This window comes from Micromonospora pallida, assembly GCF_900090325.1.
GTDB lineage: Bacteria > Actinomycetota > Actinomycetes > Mycobacteriales > Micromonosporaceae > Micromonospora > Micromonospora pallida.
Map to the genome: position 1 here is coordinate 125,974 of NZ_FMHW01000002.1, position 25,833 is coordinate 151,806.

At 73.0% G+C, this 25,833-nt stretch carries 22 protein-coding genes and 1 pseudogene; 11 read left to right on the forward strand and 12 right to left on the reverse strand.

Going from position 1 to position 25,833, the window contains the following annotated elements; translation table 11 throughout:
- Positions 1-16: 16 nt before the first annotated feature.
- Both GA0074692_RS00740 and GA0074692_RS00745 read right to left on the reverse strand, forming a co-directional pair.
- Positions 17-988 (reverse strand): MBL fold metallo-hydrolase, encoded by a 972-nt coding sequence (locus tag GA0074692_RS00740; protein WP_091638579.1) that lies wholly within the window; start codon positions 986-988, stop codon positions 17-19.
- A gap of 164 nt (positions 989-1,152) precedes the next feature.
- Positions 1,153-2,022, reverse strand: a complete 870-nt coding sequence (locus GA0074692_RS00745) for a serine hydrolase (protein WP_091638580.1) — start codon at positions 2,020-2,022, stop codon at positions 1,153-1,155.
- Between the two features lie 41 nt (positions 2,023-2,063).
- Here GA0074692_RS00745 and GA0074692_RS00750 point away from each other — a divergent pair, with 41 nt between their 5' ends.
- Entirely contained in the window at positions 2,064-3,038 is a 975-nt protein-coding gene (locus GA0074692_RS00750; RefSeq protein ID WP_091638581.1) for a LysR family transcriptional regulator, read from the forward strand.
- A gap of 206 nt (positions 3,039-3,244) precedes the next feature.
- On the opposite strand, the gene fabF is transcribed toward GA0074692_RS00750, so the two are convergent.
- The 5 genes and pseudogenes from fabF to GA0074692_RS00775 all read right to left on the reverse strand — a co-directional run bounded on the left by fabF (position 3,245) and on the right by GA0074692_RS00775 (position 8,188).
- Complete coding sequence (gene fabF / locus GA0074692_RS00755; protein WP_091638582.1) at positions 3,245-4,471, reverse strand: beta-ketoacyl-ACP synthase II; 1,227 nt, start codon at positions 4,469-4,471, stop codon at positions 3,245-3,247.
- 2 nt (positions 4,472-4,473) lie between these two features.
- Positions 4,474-4,713, reverse strand: coding sequence for an acyl carrier protein (locus GA0074692_RS00760; protein WP_091638583.1), 240 nt, complete (start codon positions 4,711-4,713; stop codon positions 4,474-4,476).
- A gap of 226 nt (positions 4,714-4,939) precedes the next feature.
- Positions 4,940-5,884, reverse strand: coding sequence for a beta-ketoacyl-ACP synthase III (locus GA0074692_RS00765; protein ID WP_091638584.1), 945 nt, complete (start codon positions 5,882-5,884; stop codon positions 4,940-4,942).
- Between the two features lie 5 nt (positions 5,885-5,889).
- A pseudogene (locus GA0074692_RS00770) lies at positions 5,890-6,822 on the reverse strand (ACP S-malonyltransferase); the annotation flags it as partial.
- 94 nt (positions 6,823-6,916) lie between these two features.
- A complete protein-coding gene (locus GA0074692_RS00775) occupies positions 6,917-8,188 on the reverse strand; it encodes a PucR family transcriptional regulator (RefSeq protein WP_176738246.1) in 1,272 nt (423 codons plus the stop codon).
- An 18-nt stretch (positions 8,189-8,206) separates the two neighbouring features.
- Here GA0074692_RS00775 and GA0074692_RS00780 point away from each other — a divergent pair, with 18 nt between their 5' ends.
- Both GA0074692_RS00780 and GA0074692_RS00785 read left to right on the forward strand, forming a co-directional pair.
- Positions 8,207-8,836 (forward strand): phosphatase PAP2 family protein, encoded by a 630-nt coding sequence (locus GA0074692_RS00780; RefSeq protein WP_091652260.1) that lies wholly within the window; start codon positions 8,207-8,209, stop codon positions 8,834-8,836.
- 368 nt (positions 8,837-9,204) lie between these two features.
- Positions 9,205-9,531: a hypothetical protein gene (locus tag GA0074692_RS00785; RefSeq protein ID WP_091638586.1), complete on the forward strand. Its 327-nt coding sequence runs from the start codon at positions 9,205-9,207 to the stop codon at positions 9,529-9,531.
- A 108-nt stretch (positions 9,532-9,639) separates the two neighbouring features.
- Here the strand turns inward: GA0074692_RS00785 and GA0074692_RS00790 are convergent, their stop codons facing one another.
- Positions 9,640-10,299: a hypothetical protein gene (locus tag GA0074692_RS00790; protein WP_091638587.1), complete on the reverse strand. Its 660-nt coding sequence runs from the start codon at positions 10,297-10,299 to the stop codon at positions 9,640-9,642.
- 270 nt (positions 10,300-10,569) lie between these two features.
- Between GA0074692_RS00790 and GA0074692_RS00795 the strand changes: the two genes are divergently transcribed.
- Positions 10,570-11,121, forward strand: coding sequence for a copper resistance CopC family protein (locus GA0074692_RS00795; RefSeq protein ID WP_245730050.1), 552 nt, complete (start codon positions 10,570-10,572; stop codon positions 11,119-11,121).
- Positions 11,122-11,270: 149 nt separating this feature from the next.
- Here the strand turns inward: GA0074692_RS00795 and gltX are convergent, their stop codons facing one another.
- The 3 genes from gltX to GA0074692_RS00810 all read right to left on the reverse strand — a co-directional run bounded on the left by gltX (position 11,271) and on the right by GA0074692_RS00810 (position 15,509).
- Positions 11,271-12,680: a glutamate--tRNA ligase gene (gltX, locus tag GA0074692_RS00800; RefSeq protein WP_091638588.1), complete on the reverse strand. Its 1,410-nt coding sequence runs from the start codon at positions 12,678-12,680 to the stop codon at positions 11,271-11,273.
- 130 nt (positions 12,681-12,810) lie between these two features.
- Positions 12,811-14,082, reverse strand: a complete 1,272-nt coding sequence (locus tag GA0074692_RS00805) for an MFS transporter (protein ID WP_091652266.1) — start codon at positions 14,080-14,082, stop codon at positions 12,811-12,813.
- Between the two features lie 35 nt (positions 14,083-14,117).
- Positions 14,118-15,509: a GH1 family beta-glucosidase gene (locus GA0074692_RS00810; protein ID WP_091638589.1), complete on the reverse strand. Its 1,392-nt coding sequence runs from the start codon at positions 15,507-15,509 to the stop codon at positions 14,118-14,120.
- A gap of 183 nt (positions 15,510-15,692) precedes the next feature.
- Between GA0074692_RS00810 and GA0074692_RS00815 the strand changes: the two genes are divergently transcribed.
- Positions 15,693-16,142, forward strand: a complete 450-nt coding sequence (locus GA0074692_RS00815) for an SRPBCC family protein (RefSeq protein WP_091638590.1) — start codon at positions 15,693-15,695, stop codon at positions 16,140-16,142.
- A gap of 186 nt (positions 16,143-16,328) precedes the next feature.
- On the opposite strand, the gene aceE is transcribed toward GA0074692_RS00815, so the two are convergent.
- Positions 16,329-19,079: a pyruvate dehydrogenase (acetyl-transferring), homodimeric type gene (aceE, locus tag GA0074692_RS00820; RefSeq protein WP_091638591.1), complete on the reverse strand. Its 2,751-nt coding sequence runs from the start codon at positions 19,077-19,079 to the stop codon at positions 16,329-16,331.
- Positions 19,080-19,355: 276 nt separating this feature from the next.
- Between aceE and GA0074692_RS33710 the strand changes: the two genes are divergently transcribed.
- The 6 genes from GA0074692_RS33710 to GA0074692_RS00850 all read left to right on the forward strand — a co-directional run bounded on the left by GA0074692_RS33710 (position 19,356) and on the right by GA0074692_RS00850 (position 25,813).
- Positions 19,356-19,862: a hypothetical protein gene (locus tag GA0074692_RS33710; RefSeq protein ID WP_141725102.1), complete on the forward strand. Its 507-nt coding sequence runs from the start codon at positions 19,356-19,358 to the stop codon at positions 19,860-19,862.
- A 111-nt stretch (positions 19,863-19,973) separates the two neighbouring features.
- On the forward strand, positions 19,974-20,378 hold the full coding sequence (locus GA0074692_RS00830; RefSeq protein ID WP_176738247.1) for a secondary thiamine-phosphate synthase enzyme YjbQ: 405 nt from the start codon (positions 19,974-19,976) through the stop codon (positions 20,376-20,378).
- A 107-nt stretch (positions 20,379-20,485) separates the two neighbouring features.
- A complete protein-coding gene (locus tag GA0074692_RS00835; RefSeq protein ID WP_091652269.1) occupies positions 20,486-22,144 on the forward strand; it encodes a DUF4139 domain-containing protein in 1,659 nt (552 codons plus the stop codon).
- A gap of 112 nt (positions 22,145-22,256) precedes the next feature.
- Positions 22,257-22,739, forward strand: a complete 483-nt coding sequence (locus GA0074692_RS00840; RefSeq protein WP_091638594.1) for a MarR family winged helix-turn-helix transcriptional regulator — start codon at positions 22,257-22,259, stop codon at positions 22,737-22,739.
- A 150-nt stretch (positions 22,740-22,889) separates the two neighbouring features.
- On the forward strand, positions 22,890-25,262 hold the full coding sequence (locus tag GA0074692_RS00845; RefSeq protein ID WP_091638595.1) for a transketolase C-terminal domain-containing protein: 2,373 nt from the start codon (positions 22,890-22,892) through the stop codon (positions 25,260-25,262).
- Between the two features lie 113 nt (positions 25,263-25,375).
- On the forward strand, positions 25,376-25,813 hold the full coding sequence (locus GA0074692_RS00850) for a DUF3052 domain-containing protein (RefSeq protein ID WP_091638596.1): 438 nt from the start codon (positions 25,376-25,378) through the stop codon (positions 25,811-25,813).
- Positions 25,814-25,833 lie beyond the last annotated feature (20 nt).

A 25,833-nucleotide genomic window follows, 5' to 3' on the forward strand; every position in this document is an offset into this window, starting at 1 on the left:
ACGCCGCCCGGCCCACTTAGGCGAACGTGTACGGCGTCAGGTACTCCGGCAGCAGGATCCGGGTACGCGGCGCGACCCGGCGTACGTCGGCGAGGAACGCGTCGAGCCGCTGCTGGTCGTTCCCGGTGACCGGGGGCGGGTTCGTCAGCTCCGTCTCGAAGTTGTCCCAGTGCACCGGCACCACGGTGGCCGGCCAGTCGAGCGCGGCCAGCAGGCGCGGCACGTACTCGTGGGTGGAGTCGGTGTTCGGCACCGCGATCATCGCGACGTCGGGGGCCAGGCCGGCGAGGTTGCGCTCGGCGAAGTCGCTCGCGCCCATGAAGAACACCGACGGCCCCCCGCGCGGGGTCACCTGGAACGCGAGCGTGTCGCCCTCCGGCAGGTCGGCGATCGTCGCCGGCTTGGCCGGGACGGTGGGGCGGACGCCGGGGAAGGCCATCGAGTACGAGCCGTTGCGGCTGTGCAGCGACGACACCACCTCGACGGTGTAGTCGCCGAAGTCGAGCACCTCGCCGCCCTTCACCGGGCTGAGCTGGGCGGTGGGCAGGCCGTAGGCCAACCCGAGGTGGTACGCGGTCAGCGTGCCGAACACCCGGGCGCCGGACTGCGCCGCGATGTGCGGTACGTCGTTGTAGTGGTCCCAGTGGGTGTGGGTGACCAGGATCGTCTGCGGAGTGCCGGGGTGGTCCGCGATCCGCGAGACGTCGACGGTCAACGGGGTCGCTGGGTTGAACGGCGGGTTGAACAGCCCGGTGTCGAAGCGGCTGAGGTACGGATCCACCAGCACGGTCCGCGCGCCGATGTCGATCCGCCAGCCGGAGGTGCCCAGCCAGCGGAACGTGGCGGCGGGACCGCTCGTCTCGCGGGGCCGCGTGGCCGGCGCGGCGGAGACGGCGGAGGGGGTCGCTGCGGTGGTGGCGACGGTGGCCACGGCCGCGCTGGCGGCGGTGCCCAGGAACCGTCGGCGGCCGAGTCGGGAATCGGTCATGGCTGGCAGCGAAGCACCGCCCGACGCGGCGCGTCCAAGACGATCCGGTCGCAGGTGCCATATCGGGTCGCGTATCGGCCCTGCCCAGCGGGGCTCGGCCGAGTGCCGGCTGAGGTATTGCTCACGTCGTGGGAGCCCATCTCGCGGGGCAGGCAGGTCGCGGCTCAGGCCGCGCGCAGGGCCTCGACCGCGGTCCGGGCCGCCTCACCCATGGCGAGGTCGACGTCGATCCGGCGGGCGGTCAACCGCTGGGTCTGCGCGAAGACCGCGACCGCGTACCGGCCGCCGTCCGGGTACTCCACCACGCCGGCTTCGATGTGCAGACCGGGCAGCGTGCCGGTCTTGCCGGCCACCCGTACGTCGGGCGGGAAACCGGACGCGAGCCGGGTCCAGAACATCTGCCGGGCCATCAGCTCCCGCACCATCGCGCAGGCGGTGGCCGGGCCGGCCTCGTTCCGCCAGATCAGGGTCAGCAGCCGGGTGATCTCCCGGGCGGTACTGGAGGTGGTGTGCGCGGGATCGAAGACCCGCAGGGCCCGTACCCGATCCTCGGGCAGGGTGGCGAAGATCCGGGCGAACTCGCCGGCGTCCCGCGCCCCCACGTCGGCGAACATCGACTCCAGCACCTGGCGCGGCCCGCCGACCACCCGGGTACGGGCGAGCCCCAACTCGGCGGCGAGCAGCGGTACCACGTCCGGGCCGACGCGGCGCATCAGCAGGTCGGCGGCCGTGTTGTCACTGACCGACATGGTCAGGTACGCCAGGTCGCGCAGGGACAGCTCCACGTCGTCGGCGCAGCCGGCCGTACCCCAGCCACCCAGCCGGTCCTCGGCGCGTACGAGCACCCGCTCGGTGGGGTCGACCTGCCCGGCCACTGCCTGCCGGGCGAACTCCAGCACGAGCAGGATCTTGAACACGGACGCGATCACGACCTGCTCGTCCGCGCGGATTCCGACCTCCCGGCCGCTGTCCACGTCGACCACGTGCAGGCGGGCCTCGACGCCCACCCTCTCGAAGATGTCCCCAGCCGGCATCCCGCCACGGTAGCGGGCAGCCGGTCGCCTATCGTCGGGGCGTGGATCTCCTCCGGCACCTGCGCCACTTCGCGGTGGCGGCGGAGGAACTGCACTTCGGCCGGGCCGCCGAACTGCTCGGCATCGCCCAGCCCCCGCTCAGCCAGTCGATCCAACGGCTGGAACGGGAGTTGGGCGTCGACCTGTTCGACCGCTCCCGGCGTCAGGTCGCACTCACCGCCGCCGGCCGGCTGCTCCGCGACGAGGCGCGCGGCCTCCTCGCCGGCGAGGAGCGCATGCGCGCGCTCATGCACCTGGTGCGCGACGGCAAGCTGGGTACGCTGCGCGCCGGGGTACCCCCGGAGACGCCCGCCGTCACGCTCCAGGCCCTCCTGCGCCACCTCGCCGAGCAGGTGCCCGGACTCGACGTCGACCTTCAGGAGCTGACCACCGGCGAACAGTTGCGGATGCTCGCCGACGCCCGGCTCGACGTCGGCCTGGTCCACCACCCGGTCGACGCCCCCGACCTGCGATTCGGCCCGACGGTACGGGTACCGCTCGGGGTGCTCCTGCCGCGTGGGTCACCGCTGGCCCGGCTGCCGGAACTGGCGCTGGCGGACCTCGCTGGTCACGGCCTCGTCCTGCCGCCACGGGTCACCGCCTCGGGCTGGCACGACCACGTCCTCGACGTGTGCCGACAGCACGGCTTCACGCCGGCGCGGATCCGGCACGCGCGGAACCCGGAGTTCCTGCTGGGACTGGTGCTCGCCGGCCACGGCGTGGCGTTCCAACCGGAAAGCGTCGCCCGCCGGGAGCCGCGGGTGGTCTGGCGTCCCGTCACCGGTCGTCCGCTGCGTACGACCATGTCCGCTGCCTGGCCGGCCCAGTCGCCGCACCCGGCGGCGGAGCGGTTCGCGGAGGTCGCCGCGGCGACCCTGGACGAGGGAGCCCCGGAGCCGTTGGCCGTTCCGCAGGCGGAGGCGGCGCGGCCCTGGAGCGTCGTGTTCGCCCCGTCCGCGACCGGCACCGGCTGGTGAGATCCGGCACGGGCCAGTGAACCGGCACCGGCGAGTCAACCCGGTCCCGGACACCCTCGGCCTCGGTGCGGTGCCGGGCGTGCGCAGGGGCCCGCTGCCTCGGCACACCGGCCGGTGACAGGGGCCCCTGCGCGCAGACCGCGGGGGACGGACGCCGGTCGTACGTACGACGGTGGCGGTCCCGTCCCCCGGGCGGAGCGGCGGTCTCAGGCGCGCGTGAAGACGAGCGCCACGTTGTGTCCGCCGAAGCCGAACGAGTTGTTCAGCGCGGCGGGGATCTCCAGGTGGCGTGCCTTGTTGGCGGCCACCTCGAGGTCGAGACCGTCGTCCGGGTCGTCCAGGTTGATGGTCGGCGGCACGACGCTGTCGCGGATCGCCAGGATGGTGGCGATCGACTCCAGCGCGCCGGCCGCACCGAGCAGGTGCCCGGTCATCGACTTGGTCGCGGTCACCACGGGGTGGTCACCGAGCGCCTTGTGCAGGGCCACGACCTCGGCCAGGTCCCCGACCGGCGTGGACGTGGCGTGCGCGTTGACGTGGACGATGTCCTGCCGGGCCACGTCCGCGTCGGCGATCGCCTTCGTGATGGCCCGGATCGCGCCCGCCCCCTCCGGGTGCGGCTGGACGATGTCGTACCCGTCACTGGTGATGCCGGCCCCGGCGAGCCGGGCGTAGACCCGCGCGCCCCGGGCCGCGGCGTGGTCGGCGCGTTCCAGCACCACCACCCCGGAGCCCTCGCCGAGGACGAAGCCGTCGCGGCCCTTGTCCCATGGCCGGGAGGCGCGTTCCGGATCGTCGTTGCGGGTGGACATCGCCCGCATGGAGGCGAAACCGGCCATCGGCAGCGGGTGGATGACCGCCTCGGTGCCGCCGGCCACCACCACGTCGGCCCGGCCGGCGCGGATCATGTCCAAGCCGAGCGCGATCGCCTCCGCGCCGGTGGCGCAGGCGCTGGCGACCGCGTGGACGCCCGCCTGGGCGCCCAGCTCCAGCCCCACCCAGGCGGCGGGGCCGTTCGGCATGAGCATCGGCACGGTGTGCGGGGAGACCCGGCGGGGACCGGAGGCCTCCAGGATGTCGTCCTGGTTGAGCAGCGTCACCGCACCGCCGATGCCGGAGCCGATGCTCACCCCCAGCCGCTCCGGGTCGAGCCCGGAGTCGGCCAGGCCGGCGTCCGCCCAGGCCTGGTGCGCGGCGATCAGGGCGATCGCCTCGGACCGGTCGAGCCGGCGCAGCTTCACCCTGTCCAGCAGCCCGGACGGGTCCACCGCGAGCTGCGCGGCGATCCGGACCGGGAGCTGGCCGGCCCACTCCAGGGTGAGCGCACTCACCCCGGAGCGGCCGGCGAGCATGGCGTCCCAGGTCGACGTGACGTCCCCGCCCAGCGGGGTCGTCGCGCCGAGCCCGGTGACGACGACGTCGGTGCGACTCATGATCAGGACTGCGCCTCGATGTAGGTGACCGCGTCGCCGACGGTCTTCAGGTTCTGCACCTCGTTGTCCGGGATCTTGACGCCGAACTTCTCCTCCGCCGCCACCACGACCTCGACCATGGAGAGCGAGTCGACGTCGAGGTCGTCGGTGAACGACTTCTCCTCGGCGACCTCGTCCTTGTTCACCCCGGCCACCTCGTCGAGGATCTCGGCGAGTCCGGCGGTGATCTCTTCACGGGTCATTGCGCTGTGTTTCCTCTCATAAAGGGTTGTACGCACCCGGCGGCGGTACGGCCGGGCGGGAACGGCGTGGCGGAACCACGCCGGACATCAGCGGTCGGCGCGGATCCGCGTCGACCTCAGGGGCGGCGGCGCGGGCGGACCCGCGCCGGGACATCAGGGGACATCAGTGCGGGCGGACCCGCGCCGACATCGGGGGCACCCGCGCGGACGGATCCGCGCCGGGGCCTCAGGGGCAGCGGACGACCTGGCCGGCGTAGGTCAGGCCACCACCGAACCCGAACAGCAGCACCGGTGCGCCGGAGGGCACCTCCCGCCGTTCGACCAGCTTGGAGAGGGCCATCGGCACGCTCGCCGCCGAGGTGTTGCCGGACTCGACGATGTCCTTGGCGATGACAGCGTCCGGGATGCCGAGCCGGCGGGCGATGCCGTCGATGATCCGGCCGTTGGCCTGGTGCGGCACGAACGCGGCCAGTTCCTCCGGACGCACACCGGCCCGCTCGCAGGCCTGGAGGGCCAGCGGGGCCAGCTCGGTGGTGGCCCAGCGGAAGACCGCCTGCCCCTCCTGCTGGATGTACGGCCGCCAGCCCTCGATCCGGACCGCGTCGCTCTTCTCCGGGACCGAGCCCCACACTACCGGGCCGACCCCGGTCGGCTCGTCCTCGGCGGTGGCCGTGACCACCGCCGCGCCCGCCCCGTCGCCGAAGATGATGCAGGTCGAGCGGTCGGTCCAGTCGATGAAGTCGGAGAGCTTCTCCGCACCGATGACCAGCGCGTTGCGGGAGGCCCCGGCCCGGATGGCGTGGTCGACGGTGCCTAGCGCGTACGCGAAGCCCGAGCAGGCGGTGTTCAGGTCGAACGCGCCCGGCGCGTTGATGCCCAGCTTGGCGGCGACCCGGCAGGCGACGTTCGGGCTACGGTCGACCGAGGTGCAGGTGGCCACCACCACGAGGTCGATGTCGGCGGCGGTCAGCCCGGAGTTGGCCAGCGCCTTGTCCGCGGCGGCGGCGGCCATGTCGGCCACCGTCTCACCGTCGGCGATCCGCCGGCTGGCGATGCCCACCCGGTCCCGGATCCACTCGTCGTTGGTCTCCACGAGCTGGGCGATCTCGTCGTTGGTCACCACCCGCGAGGGCTGGTAGTGGCCGAGGGAAATGATCCGGCTTCCGCTCACAGCTAGTGTCCTCCGATCGAGCCGTGCCGGGCGATCAGGTCGCGGGCGGCCGGCAGGTCTGCCGGGGTGTTCAGGGTGACGATCTCCGGCAGCGCGTCGGAGCCCTTGTACTCCCGCTTGATGAGGTTGCTCAGGGTGCCGGCCGGGGGCAGCTCGATCACGCCGGTCACTCCGAGGTCGACCAGGGTCGCCATGCAGAGGTCCCAGCGGACCGGGGCGGTGACCTGCCGGACGAGGCGCTGCACCATCTCCCGGCCGTGCGGCACGGCGGTGCCGTCGAGGTTGGACAGCAGGATCCGGGCCGGGTCCTGGACGGTGATCCCGGCGGCGACGGCGGTGAGCGCGGCCTCGGCCGGGGCCATGTACGGGGTGTGGAACGCCCCGGCCACCTTCAGCCGCATGATCCGGGCGCCGGCCGGCGGTTCGGCGGCGAGCTTGTCGATCCCCTCGGTGGAGCCGGCGGCGACCACCTGGCCGGTGGCGTTCCGGTTAGCCGGGTGCAGCCCGTGCTTCTCGACGACGGCGAGCACCTCGTCGGCGTCTCCGCCGAGCACGGCCGCCATGCTGGTCGGCTCCAGCGCGCAGGCCGCTGCCATCTCCCGACCGCGCACGCCGGCCAGGGCGATTGCGGCCTCGGCGGAGAGCGCCCCGGCCAGCGCGGTGGCACCCAGTTCGCCGACGCTGTGGCCGGCGGTGAGCCCGACGTCCCCCATCGGCAGGTGTTCTGCGGCGAGCAGGGACGCCGCGACCAGCAGCGGTTGGGTGCGGGCGGTGTCCTTGATCTCGTCCGCGTCGGCGGCGGTGCCCAGGTGCAGCAGGTCGACACCGGCCAGCGCCGACCACCACCGGAGCCGTGTCTCGGTGCCGGTGAGGTCGAGCCACGGGGTCAGGAAGCCGGGTTTCTGCGAACCCTGGCCGGGAGAGAGTACGGCGAGCACGTCTATGACTGTGGCTGAATCTTGGCGGTGGTGCGTTGTCGACAGGTACCAAACCACACTAGAACCTTTGTGGGGATCCTACAAAAGATCACCGTCAGCGTTCGTCCCCGCGCCCACCGCTCAACGGTGCGGGCAGTACCGGCGTGACCGGGTCCAACCGGCCGACGGTCAGCGCCACCTGGAGGGCGAAAGCGTCCCGGGGGACCAACGGGGACAGACCGCTCACCTCGGCGATCCGGCGCAGTCGGTACCGCACCGTGTTCGGATGCACGAAGAGGGCCCGGGCGGTGCTCTCCAACACCCCACCGGCGGCGAAGAACGCGTCCAGGGTCTCCAGCAGCTCACCCCCGGACCGGACCAGGGTGGCGTAGTAGTCCTGCCGCAACCGCCGACGGGCCTCGGCATCCCCGGCCAGCGCCCGCTCCGGCAGCAGGGCGGCGGCCTCCACCGGACGCGGCGCGGCCGGCCAGGCCGGGGCCGCCCGGTACCCGGCCAGCGCCGACCGCGCGGACTCGGTCGCCTCGTCCAGGCTCGGTACGGCCGGACCGACCACCACCGGCCCCTCACCGAACGCCGGCAGCAGCTTCTCGGTGGCGGCCAGCGGGTCGGGTGCGCCGCCCAGCACCACCACCAACCGGTCGCCGTGCACCCCGCCGATCACCCCGACCCGGATCCGGCGGGCCAGCCGGTAGACGGTGTGCAGCACCGCGGCCACCTCGCCGCCCGGCGAGCGTCCCACCGCCACCGCCACCGGCGGCGCGTCCGCCCAGCCCAGCGCGGCGGCCCGGCTGGCCAGCACGTCCGAGGAGTCACCGCGCAGTAGCGCGTCCACCAACAGGGCCTGGAGCCGGGCGTCCCAGGAACCCCGCACCTCGGCGGCCCGCGCGTACGCCCGCGCGGAGGCGAAGGCGATCTCCCGGGAGAAGCGCAGTACGACCTCCCGCAGTTGCTGTTCCTCGCCCTCGGCGGCCAGGTGCGGGACCTGCTCCTCGACCACGTCGATGGTCACCTTGATCAGCGCGACGGTCTGCTGGAGGCTGATCGACTGGGCGAGGGCCTGCGGGGCGATGGCGAAGACCTCGTCGGAGACCTCCTGGGTGCTGTCCGCCCGCCCGCCGCCGTCGCGCAGCCACTGCACCAGCGACCGGACGCCGGCCTGGGCGACCAGCATCACCCAGGACCGCTGGTCGGCCGGGAGCGCCCGGAACCAGGGCAGGGTCTCGTCCATCCGGGCCACGCTCGCCGTGGCCAGGGCCCCCGCCGCGCGTTCGATCCGACGCAGCGTGGCGGCCAGTTGCGTACCCCCCGGCTCGGTCACCGCCCTAGCCTGACACGCACACCGTCGGGCACCCAGCCCGAGCCCCACGACGTGCCATGATTGGCGATGATCGCGCGCCCGTCGCTCCCCGTACCGCTGTTCGCCCTGGCCGCCCTGCTCGCGCTGGCGGTTCCGGTCCTCACCGACTGGGCGCCGCTGGACCGCGCCGACCACGCGCTCAGCGAGGCGTTCCGGGCGTACGGCCAGCCGCGTCCCGACCTCGTCTCGGCGCTGCGGATCCTCACCGACGTGGCCGCCACCGTCCCGTTCATGGCCGCCGGTCTGCTCGCCGCGATCCTGCTGGCCGTCCGGTGCGACCGCCCGGCGGCGGTGTTCTGCGCCACGGTGACCGTGACCGTGCCGGTGCTCTGGGGACTGGCCCACTGGTTGCTGTACAACCCCCGCCCGCTGGACGGCTTCGTCGTCGTCACCAGCAACGGCTTCCCGAGCGGGCACACCAGCAACGCGGTCGCCGCGGCGCTGGCCGTCGTGCTGCTCACCTGGCCCCGGCTGGCCCGGACCGGGCGGCTCGTGGTGGTGTCGGTGGCCACGGCGTTCGCGCTGTTCGTCAGCCTGACCCGGGTGGCGCTGCTGGCCCACTGGCCCACGGACGTCCTCGGCGGCTGGCTGCTGGCGCTGACCGTCGTGCCGCTCGCCGCGTACGCTGCCCGAGGCCGGATCCCCGCCCGGACCTGACCGTCACGCCGCTCGCCGCGGCCGGCCTGACCTGAGGGTCGCGCCGCTCGCTGCGCCGGGCCGGATCCCCGCCCGGACCTGACGCTCGTGCCGTTCGTCGCGCGTACGCTACGACCCGGCCGGCCCTCGGCCCGGACCGGCTGACCGTCCCATCGGATCGACCACCGTGCTTGTCCAGCCGCCGGCCGCTGCCATCCGACCGCCTGGCGACGGAGTTACGCATGCGACGTACCGCTGGACGCGCCCGGCCAGTACGGTGACAGGGCAAGGTGCGGCGCGTGGAACTTCCACGGACGCGACCGCGCGGCACCGGACACCATCCGGCGGCGGCGCGACGAGGGGTCACGGCGAGCGTGAGGAGACCGGACATGGCGCACGGGGAGGCCGAGCACGGCTGCGCCCAGGGCGACGCCTGCCGGCCGGGCCACCACGACCACCAGGGGTCCGGCAAGCACCACACCCACCGGCGGTCGTCGATGGGAATACCGCCGGTGACCGAGCCGGTCAGCCGACCCGCCGAGGAGGACCCACCGGTGCCCCGGCAACGGGTCGCCGACTGCGTCGAGCCGGAACCGGCCGGCCAGTCGTCCTGCCGCAGCGACCTGCCCGGCTGGGCCGGCGCGCACCGGCACGGGCCGGTCCGGCCGAGTCAGCGCGCCACCCGTCGGGAGCGCCCGCCGCGCCGCTGGTGCTGACCACCCGTACGACGCGCCGCTGACGCCACCGACCGGTACGACACACGACGCCGGGCACCCCCAGCGAGGAGTGCCCGGCGTCCGACGTGTCCGGTGCGGCGGCCGTCGTCAGCGGGTGCGGCGCCGGATCAACAGCGCGATCCCGGCGAGTCCCATCGTGATGACGATCACCACGCCCGCGTTCAACAGCAGCAGGCGCCGCAGCTCGCCGAAGGCCTGGTCGATGTCCCGGCCCGGGTCGAGGGTCTCTTCCGGGATCATCCGCTCGCCGCCGCCGACCCCGCCGCTGACCGTCTCGACCTGTCGGGGCAGGGGAACTCCGGCCGTCCGCAGCGTCTCGGACATGTTGAGCCGGCCGAGGAACCAGCCGGCCCGGACCTTCGTCGCGACCGGCTGCTTGGCCGGACGGAACGCCCGAGGGCCGCCCTTGGCGAGCGGGTAGAGATCGAAGGTCTGCTTGGGCTGGTCGCCGGCCAGCACCACGACCGTGTACTTCGGACCGAGGTCGGCCGCCTTCGGACCCGAGGCCGCGCCGCTCGTACCGAACCAGTTGACCTGGTCGATGACCGCGGTCACGTGGGCCGCGTCGGTGTCGGCCCGCAACCGCAGCGGCTCGGCCAGCCCCTCCCCGGTGATGTCCACCCCGGCCGGTGCCGGCTTGGGCGCGGCTGCCAGCGTGGGCGCGGCGTGCGCCGTGCCGACCGACATGACCGCCGCCAACGCCGCCCCGACCACCGCGACGAGCAGCCGACTCACCCTTCGGACCACTGCCGCCTCCTCGCCCCGTATCGATGGATGGCTCTGCTGCTGGTCACGCTGGATGGAGCTGGCACGACCACGCCGGTCAGGGCCGGGGACACTCTTCTCAGACTCCGCCGGCCGTCGTTCGGTTGCAGCTTTCAGAACAGTATTTTGAACTATCTGCGATCTCGTCCCGACTAATGACTGGACGTCTGATCGGTGGGCGGATCGTACCTTTAGGGGAGGAAGCATGGGGGCAGAGTCCTACGGCTGACAGGGTGGCTGGTCACGGTCGCCGTGGCGCTCGGCATGTCGCTCTGGTCGGCGGCACCGGCCGCCGCGCACAACTCACTGACCGGCAGCGTTCCCGCTGACGGCGCGCGACTGGCAGAGGCTCCGACCAGGATCGAGCTACGTTTCCTCGCCCGGCTCGATCCGAACACGACGAAGATCACAGTAACCGGACCGGACAACGTGCCCGCGTCCCGGGGTACCCCGACGATCAATGGGTCCCGGGTGAGCGTGCCCTTCGTACCGGGCGGGGCCGGGCTCTACATCGTCGAGTACGAGGTCGCCTCGGCGGACGGCCACCCGATCGACGGCGAGGTCCGCTTCACCATGACCACCGGCACCCCGGCCGACCCGTCCCCGTCGCCCGTCGCCGCGTCACCCACGCCGGCCCCGGCTGACCCGACGGCCGCCGGCAGTTCCGCCCCGCCGGCCGCCCAACCGGCCGCCGACACCGACAACGGTACGTCCGCCTGGTTCTGGGGAGTCGGCGCGCTCACCGTGCTCGCGGCGCTCGTCGCCGTCCTGCTGCTCCGCCGCCGTCCCCGCCCGACCGACTGACCCGCCCCCCACCCGCGTTGGTCAAGAGACTTCCCCTGCCCCGGTGACGCGAACCTCTTGATCAGTATCCGCCGGAGGCACACCGGGGGCCGACGCGAACAGCCGCCGGGCGGGTCACGCCCGCGCGGCGGCTGTCGGGAGGCGTACGGTCAGGGAAGCCGGACCCGGGCGGCGCGCAACCGGGCCAGGGTGCGCTCGCGGCCGAGGACCTCCATCGACTCGAACAGCGGCAGCCCGACGCTGCGTCCGGTCACCGCGACCCGGACCGGGGCCTGGGTCTTGCCGAGCTTGAGGCCACGCTCCGTGCCGACCGCCTCCAGGGTCGACTTGAGCGTCTCCGCGTCCCAGGACTCCAGCGCCTCGAAGGCGGCGGTCGCGGCGTCCAGCAGCTCGCCCGCGCCCTCCTTCATCGCCTTCGCCCAGGCCGCCTCGTCAACCAGCGGCGAGGCGAGGAAGAGGAAGTCCACGTTCGGCACGATCTCGCTGAGCAGCGCGATCCGGGTCTGGGCCAGCGGGGCGACCGCCGCGAACGCGTCCGCGTCGAACTCCTCGGGCTGCCACGGCGGCGGCGGGATCGTCCCGGTGCCGGTCAGCCACGGCTGGCAGGCGGCGACGAACTCCGCCACCGGCAGCGCGCGGATGTACTCGCCGTTGAACGCGCGCAGCTTCTTCTCGTCGAAGAAGGCGGGGGAGGGGTTGACCTCCGCCAGCCGGAACTCCTCCTCGATCACCGACCACGGGACGATCTCCCGGTCGTTGGACGGCGCCCAGCCGAGCAGCATCAGGTAGTTGCGCATCGCGTCAGCGAGGTAGCCCTCGTCCCGGTACGCCTCCAGGGCGACCTTGTCGCGGCGCTTGGAGAGCTTCTGCCGCTTCTCGTTGACCACCACCGGCACGTGCGCCCAGACCGGCGGCTTCACGCCGAGGGCGTCCCAGAGGAGCTGCTGCTTGGGGGTGTTCGGCAGGTGCTCCTCGGCCCGGATCACGTGGGTGATCCCCATGGTCATGTCGTCGACCACGTTGGCCAGCAGGAAGACCGGGGATCCGTCGCCCCGGGCGATAACGAAGTCCTCGATCAGCTTGTTCTCGAAGGTCGGCTCACCCCGGATCAGGTCGACCACCACGGTCGCGCCCTCGTCCGGCGTACGGAAGCGCAGCGCCCGCCCCTCGCCGGGCCCGAGGCCCCGGTCCCGGCAGAAGCTGTCGTAGCCGGCGTACTGCGAGCCGCTGCGGGCCTGCACCGCCTCCCGGGTGCAGTCGCAGTAGTACGCCCGGCCCGACTCGTACAGGCGCGCGGCGGCGGCCCGGTGCTCACCGGCGTTCTGCGACTGGAAGTACGGCCCCTCGTAGCTGCCGCGCGCGATGCCGATCCAGTCCAGCGCGGACAGGATGCCCTCGGTCCACTCCGGCTTGTTCCGCGCCGCGTCGGTGTCCTCGATGCGGAGCACGAACACCCCGCCCTGTTGCTTGGCGTAGATCCAGTTCTGCAGGGCCGAGCGGGCACCGCCGACGTGGAACATACCGGTCGGGGAGGGGGCGAAACGCACACGTACCGTCACGCCTTCCAGCGTACGGCTGCTGCGTCTTGGTGGTAGGAGGGGGCCCTTGTTACCGCTTTTTGTCGTGCAGGGGCCCCCTGCTACCACCCCAGCCCGCCCCAGCCCGTCCCTGCTACCACCCCAGCCCGGGCTAGCGGACGGTGCGGATCTTCAGGACCAGGACGCTGCCGAGCAGGGTCAGCAGGGCGGTCGCCCCGTAGAGCGCCGGGTACCCGCCGAGGTGCACCACGATCGGGGCCGAGATCGCCGGACCGAGCACCTGCGGCGCCGAGTTGGCGATGTTGATCACGCCGAGGTCCCGGGCCCGGTCGGTGGCGGCGGGCAGCACCTGGGTGATCAGCGCGGCGTCCACCGACAGGTAGACGCCGTAGCCCGCGCCGAGCAGCAGCGCGGCGACGACCACGACCGACCAGACCGGCGCGGCGGCGAGCAGCAGCGCCGCCCCCGCGATCACCACCCCGGCGACGACCACGAAGACCCGCCGCCGCCCGGTGCGGTCCGACAGCCAGCCGGCGAGCACGGTGGTGGTGACCAGCCCGGCCGAGTAGATCAGGATCAGCACCAGCAGCGCGCCGCCCGGGTCGGGGTGACGCACCCCGTCGGTGAGGAAGTACAGCAGGTAGAGCGTGCCCAGCGCGTTGCCGAGCTGGATCAGGAACCGGGTGATCCAGGCCCAGCCGAAGTCGGGGTGCCGGCGCGGGTCGACGGCGGCCAGCAGTGCGCGGGGCCGTACCGCCGGCCGGTGCGCGCGGGGCAGCGCGTCGTCCGGGGTGAACAGGGCGAAGGGCAGGGCGAGCACCAGCACGGCCGCCGCGACCACGAGGTAGCCGGCGGTGCCGCCGGTGGCCAACGTGGTGACCAGCAGGACCCCGCACACCAGGCCGACCGGCTGGGGAATCCCGACCCAGCCGGAGACCGCGCCCCGCTGGGCGACCGGCACCCGGTCCGGCACGGCCGCGGTCAGGCTGGCCAGCATCGCGTTGAAGCAGACCTGGGCGGCGACCCAGGCCACCGTCACCCCGAGGATGGTCCGCTGCCGGGCCAGCAGGATCAGGGCCAGGGCGCCGAGCACCGCGCCGCCCGCCGTCCACAGGTGCCGGCGGCCGAGACGCCGGCCGGCGATCCGGGCGACGGTACGGTCCGACAGCGCGCCGGCCAGCGGGTTGGCCAGGACGGCGGCGAGCGCCCCGAACCCGGTGACCACCGCGAGCATCGTCTCCTTGGCGTCCGGGGCGATCCGCTCGACCTGCTGCGGCAGGAGCACCTGGAGTGGGGTGAAGAAGGCCATCCAGAGGCCGAGGTTGGCGGCGACGAGCAGGGCGATCCAGCCGCGCCGGACCGGCGCGGTCGGTTCGGCGAGCGCGGCCGGCAGCACGCCGGGGGCCGGGTCGACAGTGCTCACCGTGGCCCGCCGCGCACCGCCGGACCCGCGGGGACTCACGCGCTGTCCTGGCGGCTGCGGGCGATCACGTCCCGGTACCAGGCGTACGACGACTTGGGGGTACGGGCCAGGGTGTCGAAATCGACGTGTACCAGGCCGAACCGCTTGGTGAAGCCCTCCGCCCACTCCCAGTTGTCCAGCACGGACCAGACGAAGTAGCCGCGCACGTCCACGCCCTCGTCGACGGCCGCCCGCACCGCGCGCAGGTGACCGTCCAGGTAGGTGATCCGTTCCGGGTCGTGCACCCGGCCGTCGGCGTCGGGTTCGTCGTCGTACGCGCAGCCGCTCTCGGTGATCTCGATCGGCGGCAGCGCGTCGCCGTACCGGTCGCGCAGGCCGACCAGCAGTTCGCGCAACCCGTCCGGGACCACCGGCCAGTCGAAGGCGGTGCGCGGGTACCCGTCCAGCTCGACCAGCTCGAACGGCAGCGGCGAACCCTCCTCCGGAGCGCGGACGCCGGTGGGGTTGTAGTAGTTCACGCCCAGCACGTCGATCGGCGCGGCGATGGTGGCCAGGTCCCCGTCGCGGACGAGTTCCGGGGCGGGCCCGAGACCGGGCGGGTAGCCGAGGCCGAGCACCGGGTCGGTGAAGAGCCGGTTGTGCAGAGCGTCGTACGCCGCCCCGGCGGCCCGGTCGGCGTCGCTGCCGCTGCCGCTGCCGCTGCCGCTGCCGGTGTCGGTGTCGGTGCCGGTGTGGCCGAGGATCCGCACCGGGGAGTAGTTGTTGGTGATCGCCACCGGGCTGCTCGTCCGGGCCCGCAGCGCGGCGACCGCCAGCCCGTGCCCGAGGAGCTGGTGGTGGGCGACCGGGACAGCGTCGAAGAGGAGTTGCCGGCCGGGGGCGTGGGTGCCCAGGCCGTGGCCGAAGCTCAGGTGCACGAACGGCTCGTTGAGGGTGATCCAGAGCCGTACCCGGTCACCGAGGCGGGCGGCCACCAGGTCGGCGTACTCGGCGAAGCGGTGGGCGGTGTCCCGGACGAGCCAGCCGCCGGCGTCCTCAAGGGGCTGCGGCAGGTCCCAGTGGTAGAGGGTGGCGACCGGGTCGATGTTCCGGGCCAGCAGCGCGTCCACCAGACGGTCGTAGAAGTCCAAGCCACGCGGCTCGGCCGGGCCGGACCCCGCCGGCTGGACCCGGGGCCAGGCCACCGAGAACCGGTACGCGTCGACGCCGAGCCCGGCCATCAGCGCGACGTCCTCGGCGTACCGGTGGTAGTGGTCGCAGGCGACGTCGCCGGTGCTGCCGTCGGCGATCCGTCCTGGTTGGTGGGCGAAGGTGTCCCAGACCGACGGACCGCGACCGTCCGTGCCGGCGGCGCCCTCGACCTGGTAGGCCGAGGTGGACACGCCCCAGCGGAATCCGGTGGGGAACACGGGCGTCGGCGTCGTCATGCACCCTCCATGCGATGTGAAACGCATTCAGGACTCTAGATCCCTTAGGTGGCGGCGCGCTACGGGTCGTTGACGCTTCGTCAAGGGATTTCGGCGTGTCTTTTCCAAACACGTCCCTTTCTGTCCGTTTTGACGCATAGAGTGCGGAATATCGCGGATGTCCTCAGTGGGGGAAAGACAGAGATGATCCTCGTGGAACGCAGTGCGCACGTGGCGGCGCCGGTGGAAGCGGTCTGGGACGTGGTGCAGCGGGCTGAGCAGTTGCCAGCCTGGCTGGCCGGCGTACGGGCGGCCGAGGTGCTCTCGGGAGAGGGCTACGGTCGGCGGCAACTGGTCCAGGCCGGGCGCGGCGCGGCGCACGAGGCGGAGGTGATCGCCTTCCAGGAACCCAACCTCATCGGTTGGCGGGAGCGTGCCAAGGGGGCCGGTGCCCGGGCGGAGGCGCGCACCGAGATCTACGTCCAACTCACCGCTGACGAGGAGGAGGAGGGCGGCACCGTCGTCCGCCTCATCGTCGTTCGCTGGCCGGCCGGTCCGGTCAAGGCGGCCCTGCTCCGGCTCGGCCTGCGTCGGGTCGGCGCCGACCTGGAGGACTCGCTCGCCCGGCTGACCGACCTGGCCGCCGTCGGCTGAATCGGGTCGCGAGCCCGGCGTCACCCGCGACGGGCGGTGGCCCGCAGGTTCCCGCCAGGGACCTGCGAGCCACCGCCACAGTCCGGACGACGGCACGAGGCCGGAGCAGCCCAAGACTTCGGCACAGCTTCTCCGGACACGACGAGGGCCCGGCGCGACCGCGCCGGGCCCTCGTGTATCGCTGGATCAGGAATCGCCGCCGGTCTCACCGACCGGCGCGGCGTTGACGTCCTGGATGGCGTACTTGCGGGCCGCCTCGGCCGGCACCTGCGCCGGCACCACGCCGCGCAGCGCGAGCTGCCGCAGCGTCGCGACCGCCACCGACTCGGCGTCGACGTGGAAGTGCCGGCGCAGCGCGTGCCGGGTGTCCGACATGCCGAACCCGTCGGTGCCCAGCGAGGTGTAGTCGCCCGGTACCCAGCGGGAGATCAGGTCCGGTACCGCGCGCATCCAGTCGCTGACCGCGACCTTCGGCCCGTCGGCATCGGCCAGCTTCTGCTGGATGTACGGCACCCGCTGCTCCTCGCCCGGGTTGAGCAGGTTGTGCTCCTCGCACTCCACCGCGTCCCGGCGCAGCTCCGTCCAGGAGGTCACCGACCAGACGTCGGCGGCCACGCCCCAGTCCTGGGCGAGCAGTTGCTGGGCCTTGAGCGCCCACTGCATGCCGGTGCCGGAGGCCAGGATCTGCGCCTTCGGCACGTCGCTGGAGGAGTTCACCGGCGGGGCGGGGGAGTAGCGGTAGATCCCCTTGAGCAGTCCGTCGACGTCCACCTCGGCCGGCTCGGCCGGCTGGAGGATCGGCTCGTTGTAGATCGTCAGGTAGTAGAAGATGTTCTCCTGCGCCTCGCCGTACATCCGGTGCAGGCCGTTCTCGACGATGTGCGCGATCTCGAACGCGAACGCCGGGTCGTACGCGACCACCGCCGGGTTGGTGGCGGCGATCAGGTGCGAGTGCCCGTCCTCGTGCTGGAGACCCTCACCGTTGAGCGTGGTCCGGCCGGCGGTGGCGCCGAGCACGAAGCCCCGGGCCATCTGGTCGGCCGCCGCCCAGAAACCGTCACCGGTGCGCTGGAAGCCGAACATCGAGTAGAAGATGTACAGCGGGATCATCGGCTCGCCGTGCGTGGCGTACGCGGAGCCGGCCGCGGTGAACGAGGCCACCGAACCGGCCTCGTTGATCCCCTCGTGCAGGATCTGCCCGGTGGTCGACTCCTTGTACGACAGGAACAGCTCCCGGTCGACCGAGGTGTACTTCTGGCCGTGCGGCGAGTAGATCTTCTGCGTCGGGAAGAGGGAGTCCATCCCGAAGGTACGGGCCTCGTCCGGGATGATCGGCACCCAGCGCTTGCCGAACTCCTTGTCCTTCATGATGTCCTTGAGCAGGCGGACGAAGGCCATCGTGGTGGCCACCTTCTGCTTGCCGGACCCACGCTTGACGTCGGCGAACCGCTCGCTGCCGGGGATCGACAGGGACTTCTGCTCCGTCCGCCGGGAGGGGAGGTACCCGCCGAGCTGCTGCCGCCGCTCGCGGAGGTACGCCATCTCCTCGGAGGACTCACCCGGGTGGAAGTACGGCGGGAGGTACGGGTTCTCCTCCAGCGCCTTGTCCGGGATGTCCAGGTAGAGCCGGTCGCGGAAGGTCTTCAGGTCCTCCAGCGTCAGCTTCTTCATCTGGTGAGTGGCGTTACGCGCCTCGAAGTGCGACCCGAGCGTCCAGCCCTTGATCGTCTTGGCCAGGATGACCGTCGGCTGCCCGGTGTGCTCCATCGCCGCCTTGTACGCCGCGTAGAGCTTGCGGTAGTCGTGCCCGCCGCGCTTCAGGTTCCAGATCTCGTCGTCGGAGAGGTGCTCGACCATCTTGCGGGTCCGCTGGTCGCGGCCGAAGAAGTGCTCCCGCACGTACGCCCCGGACTCCGCCTTGTAGGTCTGGTAGTCGCCGTCCGGGGTGCTGTTCATCAGGTTGACCAGCGCGCCGTCGGTGTCGGCGGCGAGCAGCGGGTCCCACTCCCGGCCCCAGACCACCTTGATGACGTTCCAGCCGGCGCCCCGGAAGAACGCCTCCAACTCCTGCATGACCTTGCCGTTGCCCCGGACCGGGCCGTCCAGCCGCTGGAGGTTGCAGTTGATCACGAAGGTGAGGTTGTCCAGCTCCTCGCGGGCGGCCACGCCGATCGCGCCGAGCGACTCGACCTCGTCCATCTCACCGTCACCGAGGAACGCCCAGACGTGCTGCTGGCTGGTGTCCTTGATGCCCCGGTGGTGCAGGTAGCGGTTGAACCGGGCCTGGTAGATCGCGTTCATCGGGCCGAGGCCCATGGAGACCGTCGGGAACTCCCAGAAGTCCGGCATCAGCCGCGGGTGCGGGTACGACGGCAGGCCGCCGCCCGGGTGGGACAGCTCCTGCCGGAAACCGTCGAGCTGGTCCTCGCTCAGCCGGCCCTCGAGGAACGCCCGCGCGTACATGCCGGGGGAGGCGTGCCCCTGGTAGAAGATGTGGTCGCCGCCGCCCGGGTGCTCCTTCCCCCGGAAGAAGTGGTTGAAGCCCACCTCGTAGAGGGACGCCGAGCTGGCGAAGGTGGAGATGTGGCCGCCGACCCCGATCTCGGGACGCTGCGCGCGGTGCACCAGCATCGCCGCGTTCCACCGGATGTACGCCCGGATCCGCCGCTCGACGTGCTCGTCACCGGGGAACCACGGCTCGCGCTCCGGCGCGATGGTGTTGATGTAGTCGGTGGTGGTCAGCGACGGCACCCCGACCTGGCGCTCGCGGGCCCGCTCCAGCAGGCGCAGCATGACGTAACGTGCGCGCTTGGTTCCGCGCTCGTCGATGACACCGTCGAGCGACTCGACCCATTCGCTGGTCTCTTCAGGGTCGATGTCCGGAAGCTGGCTCGGCAGACCGGCGGTGATCACCGGGCGCTTGCGTTCCGTGGCCACAGGCGTTCCCTCGATTGTGTGTGGGATAGGTCTCTAGCGTCATCCTGCCCTCTGGTGGCACCCCGCGTCACGTCTCCCTCCCCCAGACGCGACGCTCAACACAGGTACTGACCAGTAACTTTCGACCAGGTTACGACCGGTGTCCCAGCGCGTCCGGACCTTCCCTGCCCGCGTCCGGGCCGCCCGCCCGGTTCACCGTCCGTACGCGGACCGCAGCCGCCGCGACGGGTCGGCGCCGGGCACGTCGACTGGTCCGTCGCCCCTACGCTGCCGCACATGATGATCCGGCGCGTCCTGGGTGGCGCCCTCGTCCTGGCCGGCGGGCTCATCCTGCTGCTGGCGGTCCTCGGCCTGCTCGCCGGCAACGGGGCCCTGGCGCCCTTCGCGCTGCTCGGGCTGGTGCTGTCCGCGGCGGGCTTCCGGCTGCTGACCGGTCCCCGTCACGCCCGGTCCGGTGCCCGCCGGCCGCGCGGTGGGGACGCGGTGGCTGCCCACCACGCGTACGCCGCCCCAGCCCCGGACGCCGGATGGTACGGCCCGGCCGGGACCGACGTCGGTCACCATCACCGGGGCTCCTCCGGCGGACACCCAGGTGGCTCCGACGGCAGCTACCAGGGCGGCTCGGACCCTGGCCACCAGCGTGGTTCCGACAGTGGCTATCAGGGCGGCTCAGATCCTGGCCAGCAGGGCGGCTTCGACAGCGGCTCCTCGGGCGGTGGCTGGTCGGGCGGAAGCGACAGCGGCGGTTGGTCCAGCGGCGGCGACAGCGGCAGCAGCTACTGACGCCACCGATCCGCCACCGCCCGCCGCGGCGCCCCAACCAGCCACCGCCCCCGTCCGCCACGAACCCCGCCACGGCCGCGTGGCGAGACGGCCTGCGGCAGAATGCGGCGTATGCGCAGTGAGGTGATCACCGTCCAGACCGGTTCCCGGCCGACCGTCCGGGACATCACCGCCGAGGCCGAGCGGTTCGTCTCCGATCAGGGCGACGGCCTGCTGCACGTCTTCGTGCCGCATGCCACCGCCGGACTGGCGATCATCGAGACCGGCTCGGGTTCCGACGACGACCTGCTCACCGCGCTCGACGAACTGTTACCCACCGACGACCGATGGCGGCACCGGCACGGGTCGCCCGGCCACGGCCGGGACCACGTGCTCCCCGCGTTCGTCCCGCCGTACGCGACCGTGCCGGTACTGGGCGGTCGGCTCGCCCTCGGCACCTGGCAGTCGATCTGCCTGGTCGACACCAACGGCGACAACCCCACCCGCCAGGTCCGACTCTCCTTCCTCCCCGCCTGACAGCGCCCCCGCTTACGCGGGCCGATCCGCCCGAGAGACGACGGCAGCCGGCAGCGGCATCCGACGGTGGGCGGCGGGTGGTGCGGGGCGGGACTACCCTCGCGGCGGTGAACGCAGAGAACGTCGACGCACCCATCGTCGCGGTAACCGTCTACGCCGACCGGGCCCGGGTGACCCGGTGCGGCACCGTCCCGCTGGTCGCCGGTGAACACCGGCTGCGGATCGGGCCGCTCCCGCTCGGCCTGCGCCGCGACTCGTTGCGGGTCGGCGGTCGAGGGCCGGCCACGGTGCTCGGAGTCGACCTGGTGACTTCGCGCCAGCCGCACAGCACCGACGAGCAGGCCCGCGAACTGGAGCAGCGCCGCCGGGCGCTCGCCGACGAACTGGCCACGCTGGACGACGCGGACGCCGTCGAGGCGCAGCGCGCCGAGTTCCTCACCCTGCTCGCCCAGCGCGCCGGTGGGACGTACGCCCGGGCGCTGGCCGCCGGCGACGCCGCGCCGGCTGACGTGGCCGCCTTCGCCGACTCGGTCGCCGGGCAGCTCGCGGCCGGTCACGACCGGAAGCGGGAGCTGGCCCGGCGGCGGACCGACCTGACGGAGTCGCTCGCCGCCGTCGACCGACAGCTCCAGGCGGTGCGCGGCAAGCGGGCCCCGGACCGGCTGTTCGCCGAGGTGACCGTCCTGGTCACCGCCGAGGCCGCCACCCCCGCCCCGACCGCCGAGGCCGCCACCCCCGCCCCGACCGCCGACCCGGCTGCCACCGCGCCCGCCGTCGAGCTGGAGCTGGAGCTGACGTACGTGGTGGACGGCGCCCGCTGGCAGCCCTCGTACGACCTGCGGCTGGTCGACGAGGTCGTGACGCTGACCTGGTTCGGGCTGGTCAGCCAGGAGACCGGCGAGGACTGGCCGGAGTGCCGGTTGGAACTCTCCACCGCCCGGCCGGCGGTGACGGCGACGGTGCCCGAGCTGTCGCCCTGGTATCTGGACCGCGTCCGGCCGCTGCCCCCGCCCATGCCGATGCCGGCACCCGGCGGCGCGGTCCCGATGGCCGCCGCCCCGGCCGCGTACGGTGCGGCGGCGCCCGCCCGCGCCCGTGGCGCCCGACCCGTCCTGGTGCAGGAGAGCGTCGCCGAGGTGGAGCAGGGGCTCGCCGCCGCGACGTACCGGCCGGCCCGACCGGTCGCCGTACCGGCCGACGGCACCGCGCACCGCGCGACGGTCGCGGTGCTGGACCTGCCGGCGAGCCTGGACCACGTGACCGCGCCGGTCCGCGAGCCGGTGGCCCACCTCCGCGCCACCGTGCGCAACACCTCCACGCACACCCTCCTGCCCGGCCCGGCGGCGATCTTCCACGGCGCCGACTTCGTCGGCAGCACCCGGTTGCGGGCCTGGGCGCCGGGGGAGGAGACGGAGTTGGCGCTCGGCCTGGACGACCGGGTACGGGTGGAACGGAAGCTGACCCGACGCAGCGACACCCGCGCCACGCTGGGCTCGACGCGGCGACGGGACGTGGAGTACGTGGTCACCGTCGCCAACCACACCCCCCGGGTGACGACGGTGACCGTGCTGGACCAACTGCCCGTCTCCCGCGACGAGGGGGTGGTGGTACGCGAGTCGCGGCTCGACCCGACCCCGGACGAGCGTACGGAGCTGGGTGAGCTGACCTGGCGGCTGCGGCTCGCACCCGGCGGGACCGGTGAGGTCGCCCTGGGCTTCCGGGTGGAAATGGCCAAGGGGGTCGACCTCGCCGGCTGGCGCGACTGACCGTCCTCGGGAGCGTTCGGCAGGGGCTTCGGGATGGCGACCGGGGCCCCTGCCTCGTATTTCGTCCTTCGGGAGAGATGCCGATGGATGATTGACCCGTAGGATGTAAGACATGACTCAGGGCACTGTGACGCCCGCCACCACCGGGGCGGGCGACCGCGCGGGGCTCGCCGGGGACACGGTGCGCCGGATCATGCACCTCGCCTCCGCGATCCGCCACTACCAGGACGTCGAGATCGCCGAACTCGGACTCACTCCGGCGGTCGCCCGCGCCCTGCACGAACTCGACCCCGACCACCCCGTACCCGCCCGGGACCTCGCCGAGCAGCTCCGCTGCGACCGTTCCAACGTGACCGCCCTGGTCGACAAGCTGGAACGGGCCGGGCTGGTCGAACGTCGGGTCGACCCCGCCGACCGGCGACTGAAGACACTGGTGGTGACCGAGGCGGGCCGCGAGATGCGTACCCGGGTGCACCAGGCGTTGTCCGACTCCCGACTCCTCGCCGCGCTCGGCGCCGACGAACTGGCCGCGCTGCGCCAGCTCGTCTGGAAGGTCTCCGGCGACTGCTCCCCGGCGGAGTGCGGCCTCGACTGACGCTGGCCGACCGGCACCGGAGGCGGGCTGCCCCGGCGCTGCCGGGCACCCCTGAACGGGGGGCGAGGGTAGCGGGCCGGGCACGCCCGGCGGGGCGGTCACTGCCGGTCGGATCCGTGTCCGAGTGGGCAGGGCTGGCCGTCGTCGGTAATGCTGTCGGACGTGACCACCCCGCAAGATCTCGACGACCGGTTCCGGGAGAGCCTGGCCGCGCTGGCCGGTGCGGCACAGCGACGGGACCCGGATCAACCCGTCCGGGACGGCGCCACGCTGACCGGGACGCGGGCCCTGGAACTCTTCGACGCGCAGGTCACCAGCCGACAGCTCGACCTGGCGGCGCGCTGGCTGCGCAGCTTCGGCGAGGGTTTCTACACGATCGGCTCCGCCGGGCACGAGGGCAACGCCGCCGTGGCCGCCGCGCTCCGGCCGACCGACCCGGCGCTGCTGCACTACCGCTCCGGCGCGTTCTACTGCGTCCGCGCCGCCCAGGCCGCCGCCGAGGAGACCGGCCCGGACACCCGGCCCGGGGACGACGCCGACGAGTCCACGCCGGACCCGTACGCCGGCGCGATCCGGGACGTGCTGCGCGGCATGACCGCCTCCGCCGAGGAACCGATCGCCGGGGGCCGGCACAAGGTCTTCGGCCGGGCCGACCTGGCGGTCATCCCCACCACCTCGACCATCGCCTCCCACCTGCCCCGGGCGGTCGGCATGGGGTTGGCGCTGGAACGGCTGCGCCGGCTCGACGGCATCGGCCGGCGGGTCGGGGGCCGGGCCGGCGGCGGTACGGGGACCAGCCGGCCGCCGTGGCCGTCGGACGCGCTGGTGGTCTGCTCCTTCGGTGACGCCTCCGTCAACCACGCCAGCGCCACCGCCGCGCTGAACACCGCCGGCTGGTGCGACCACACCGGACTGCGGGTCCCCGTCCTGTTCGTCTGCGAGGACAACGGGCTCGGCATCAGCGTCCGCTCCCCGAAGGGCTGGGTCGAGGCGATGCTGCGCTCCCGACCGGGGATCCGCTACTTCGACGCCGACGGCTGCGACCTGGTCGAGGCGTACGAGGGGGCGGCCGAGGCGGTGGACTGGGTCCGCCGGCACCGGCGTCCGGCCGTGCTGCACCTGAGCACCGTACGGCTGATGGGGCACGCCGGCGCGGACGCCGAGACCGCGTACCGGGGCACCGCCGAGATCGCCGACGACCTGGAGCGGGACCCGGTGCTGTCCACCGCGCGGCTGCTCGTCGCCGCCGGCCTCGCCGACCCCGCCGAACTGGTCGCCCGCTACGACGAGATCGGCTGGGAGATCCGCAAGACGGCCGAGGAGATCATCGCCGAACCGAAGCTCGCCTCGGCCGCCGACGTCGTCGCCCCGCTCGCGCCCCGCCGGCCGGTCCGGGTGGCCCGTGCGGTCGCCGACGCCGCCGCCCGGGCCGGCGGTCCGGGGGCCGCCGCCCGGGCCACCGCCTTCGACGGGAAGCTCCCCGAACTGGCCGGGCCACTCACCCTCGCGCAGAGCATCAACGCCGCGCTCGCCGACGGCCTGCTCGACCACCCCGGGATGGCGGTCTTCGGCGAGGACGTCGCCGCCAAGGGCGGGGTGTACGGGGTGACCAAGGGGCTGCGCGACCGGTTCGGGGCCTCCCGCGTCTTCGACACGCTGCTCGACGAGACCTCGGTGCTCGGGCTCGGCTTGGGCGCGGGGACGGCCGGGATGCTGCCGGTGCCCGAGATCCAGTACCTCGCGTACCTGCACAACGCCGAGGATCAGTTGCGCGGCGAGGCCGCCACCATGCAGTTCTTCTCTCGGGGGGCGTTCCGCAACCCGATGGTGGTCCGGGTGGCGGGGCTGGCGTACCAGGAGGGGTTCGGCGGGCACTTCCACAACGACAACTCGGTGGCCGTACTCCGGGACGTGCCCGGCCTGGTGGTGGCGGTCCCGGCGCGGGCCGACGACGCCGCGCCGATGCTGCGCTCCTGCCTGGCCAGCGCGGCGGTGGACGGCAGCGTCTGCGTCTTCCTGGAGCCGATCGCGCTCTACCACACCCGGGACCTGTACGACGAGGGCGACGGCGAGTGGCTTGACCCGTACCAGGGGCCGGGCGGCTGGGTGGGCGCGCACGTGCCGGTCGGCCGGGCCCGGGTGTACGGCGTCGGATCCGCCGAGGACGTCACCATCATCACGTTCGGTAACGGCGTACGGCTATCGCTGCGAGCGGCGGCGCACCTCGCCGCCGAGGGGATCGGCACCCGGGTGGTGGACCTCCGCTGGCTTGCGCCGCTGCCCGTCCCGGACATCATCCGGGAGGCCTCGGCAACCGGTCGAGTGCTGGTCGTGGACGAGACGAGGCGGTCCGGAGGTGTCGGCGAGGGGGTGATCGCGGCCCTGGTCGACGCCGGATATGTCGGGTCTGCCCGGAGAGTGGCGGCAGTTGACTCATTCGTACCGTTAGGTCCGGCTGCCCGCCAGGTTCTGGTGTCGGAGGAAGCCATTACCCACGGTGCCCGTACGCTGCTGGCGCGGTAAATTCCGATCCACCCGGTGCGCCACTTGCGCCGGAGGGCTGAAGTGTGTGGACTTTGCCTAACGGTGTCGGAGGCGATGCCGGGAGCAGCGATGAGATGAGGAGGCACGCGACAGTGAGCGCGACCGCTGGTCAGGCCGCCGACGGGGTACGCAGCCTGGCGGACCGGTTCGGGATCGAGCCGGGGATGGTCGTCATGGAGATGGGGTACGACGAGGACGTCGACCACGATCTCCGGGACGCCCTGACCGACCGCTGTGGAGAGCTGGTCGACGAGGACACCGACGAGGTGGTCGACGCGGTGCTGGTGTGGTACCGGGACGGCGACGGTGACCTCTTCGAGCTGCTCGTCGACGCCCTCGGCCCGCTGGCCGACAACGGCGTGGTGTGGCTGCTGACGCCCAAGGCCGGGCGGGAGGGGCACGTCGAGCCGAGTGAGGTCGCCGAGTCGGCGCCGACCGCCGGACTCCAGCAGACGTCCACCGTCAACGCCGGCCGGGACTGGAGCGGAGCCCGCCTCGTCCTGCGGCGGGGGGCCAAGAGCAAGAAGTGACGAGCCATCCCCGCCAGCGG

Bases quoted from the DNA above. Each gene is read 5' to 3' on its own strand.
- GA0074692_RS33710 (WP_141725102.1), top strand. From the start codon at position 19,356: ATGATGATCCGGCGCGTCCTGGGTGGCGCCCTCGTCCTGGCCGGCGGG.
- fabF (WP_091638582.1), bottom strand. From the start codon at position 4,471: ATGAGTCGCACCGACGTCGTCGTCACCGGGCTCGGCGCGACGACCCCG.
- GA0074692_RS00845 (WP_091638595.1), top strand. From the start codon at position 22,890: ATGCTGTCGGACGTGACCACCCCGCAAGATCTCGACGACCGGTTCCGG.
- GA0074692_RS00830 (WP_176738247.1), top strand. From the start codon at position 19,974: ATGCGCAGTGAGGTGATCACCGTCCAGACCGGTTCCCGGCCGACCGTC.
- GA0074692_RS00740 (WP_091638579.1), bottom strand. From the start codon at position 988: ATGACCGATTCCCGACTCGGCCGCCGACGGTTCCTGGGCACCGCCGCC.
- GA0074692_RS00785 (WP_091638586.1), top strand. From the start codon at position 9,205: ATGGCGCACGGGGAGGCCGAGCACGGCTGCGCCCAGGGCGACGCCTGC.
- GA0074692_RS00780 (WP_091652260.1), top strand. From the start codon at position 8,207: ATGATCGCGCGCCCGTCGCTCCCCGTACCGCTGTTCGCCCTGGCCGCC.
- GA0074692_RS00745 (WP_091638580.1), bottom strand. From the start codon at position 2,022: ATGCCGGCTGGGGACATCTTCGAGAGGGTGGGCGTCGAGGCCCGCCTG.
- GA0074692_RS00810 (WP_091638589.1), bottom strand. From the start codon at position 15,509: ATGACGACGCCGACGCCCGTGTTCCCCACCGGATTCCGCTGGGGCGTG.
- GA0074692_RS00840 (WP_091638594.1), top strand. From the start codon at position 22,257: ATGACTCAGGGCACTGTGACGCCCGCCACCACCGGGGCGGGCGACCGC.
- GA0074692_RS00815 (WP_091638590.1), top strand. From the start codon at position 15,693: ATGATCCTCGTGGAACGCAGTGCGCACGTGGCGGCGCCGGTGGAAGCG.
- GA0074692_RS00760 (WP_091638583.1), bottom strand. From the start codon at position 4,713: ATGACCCGTGAAGAGATCACCGCCGGACTCGCCGAGATCCTCGACGAG.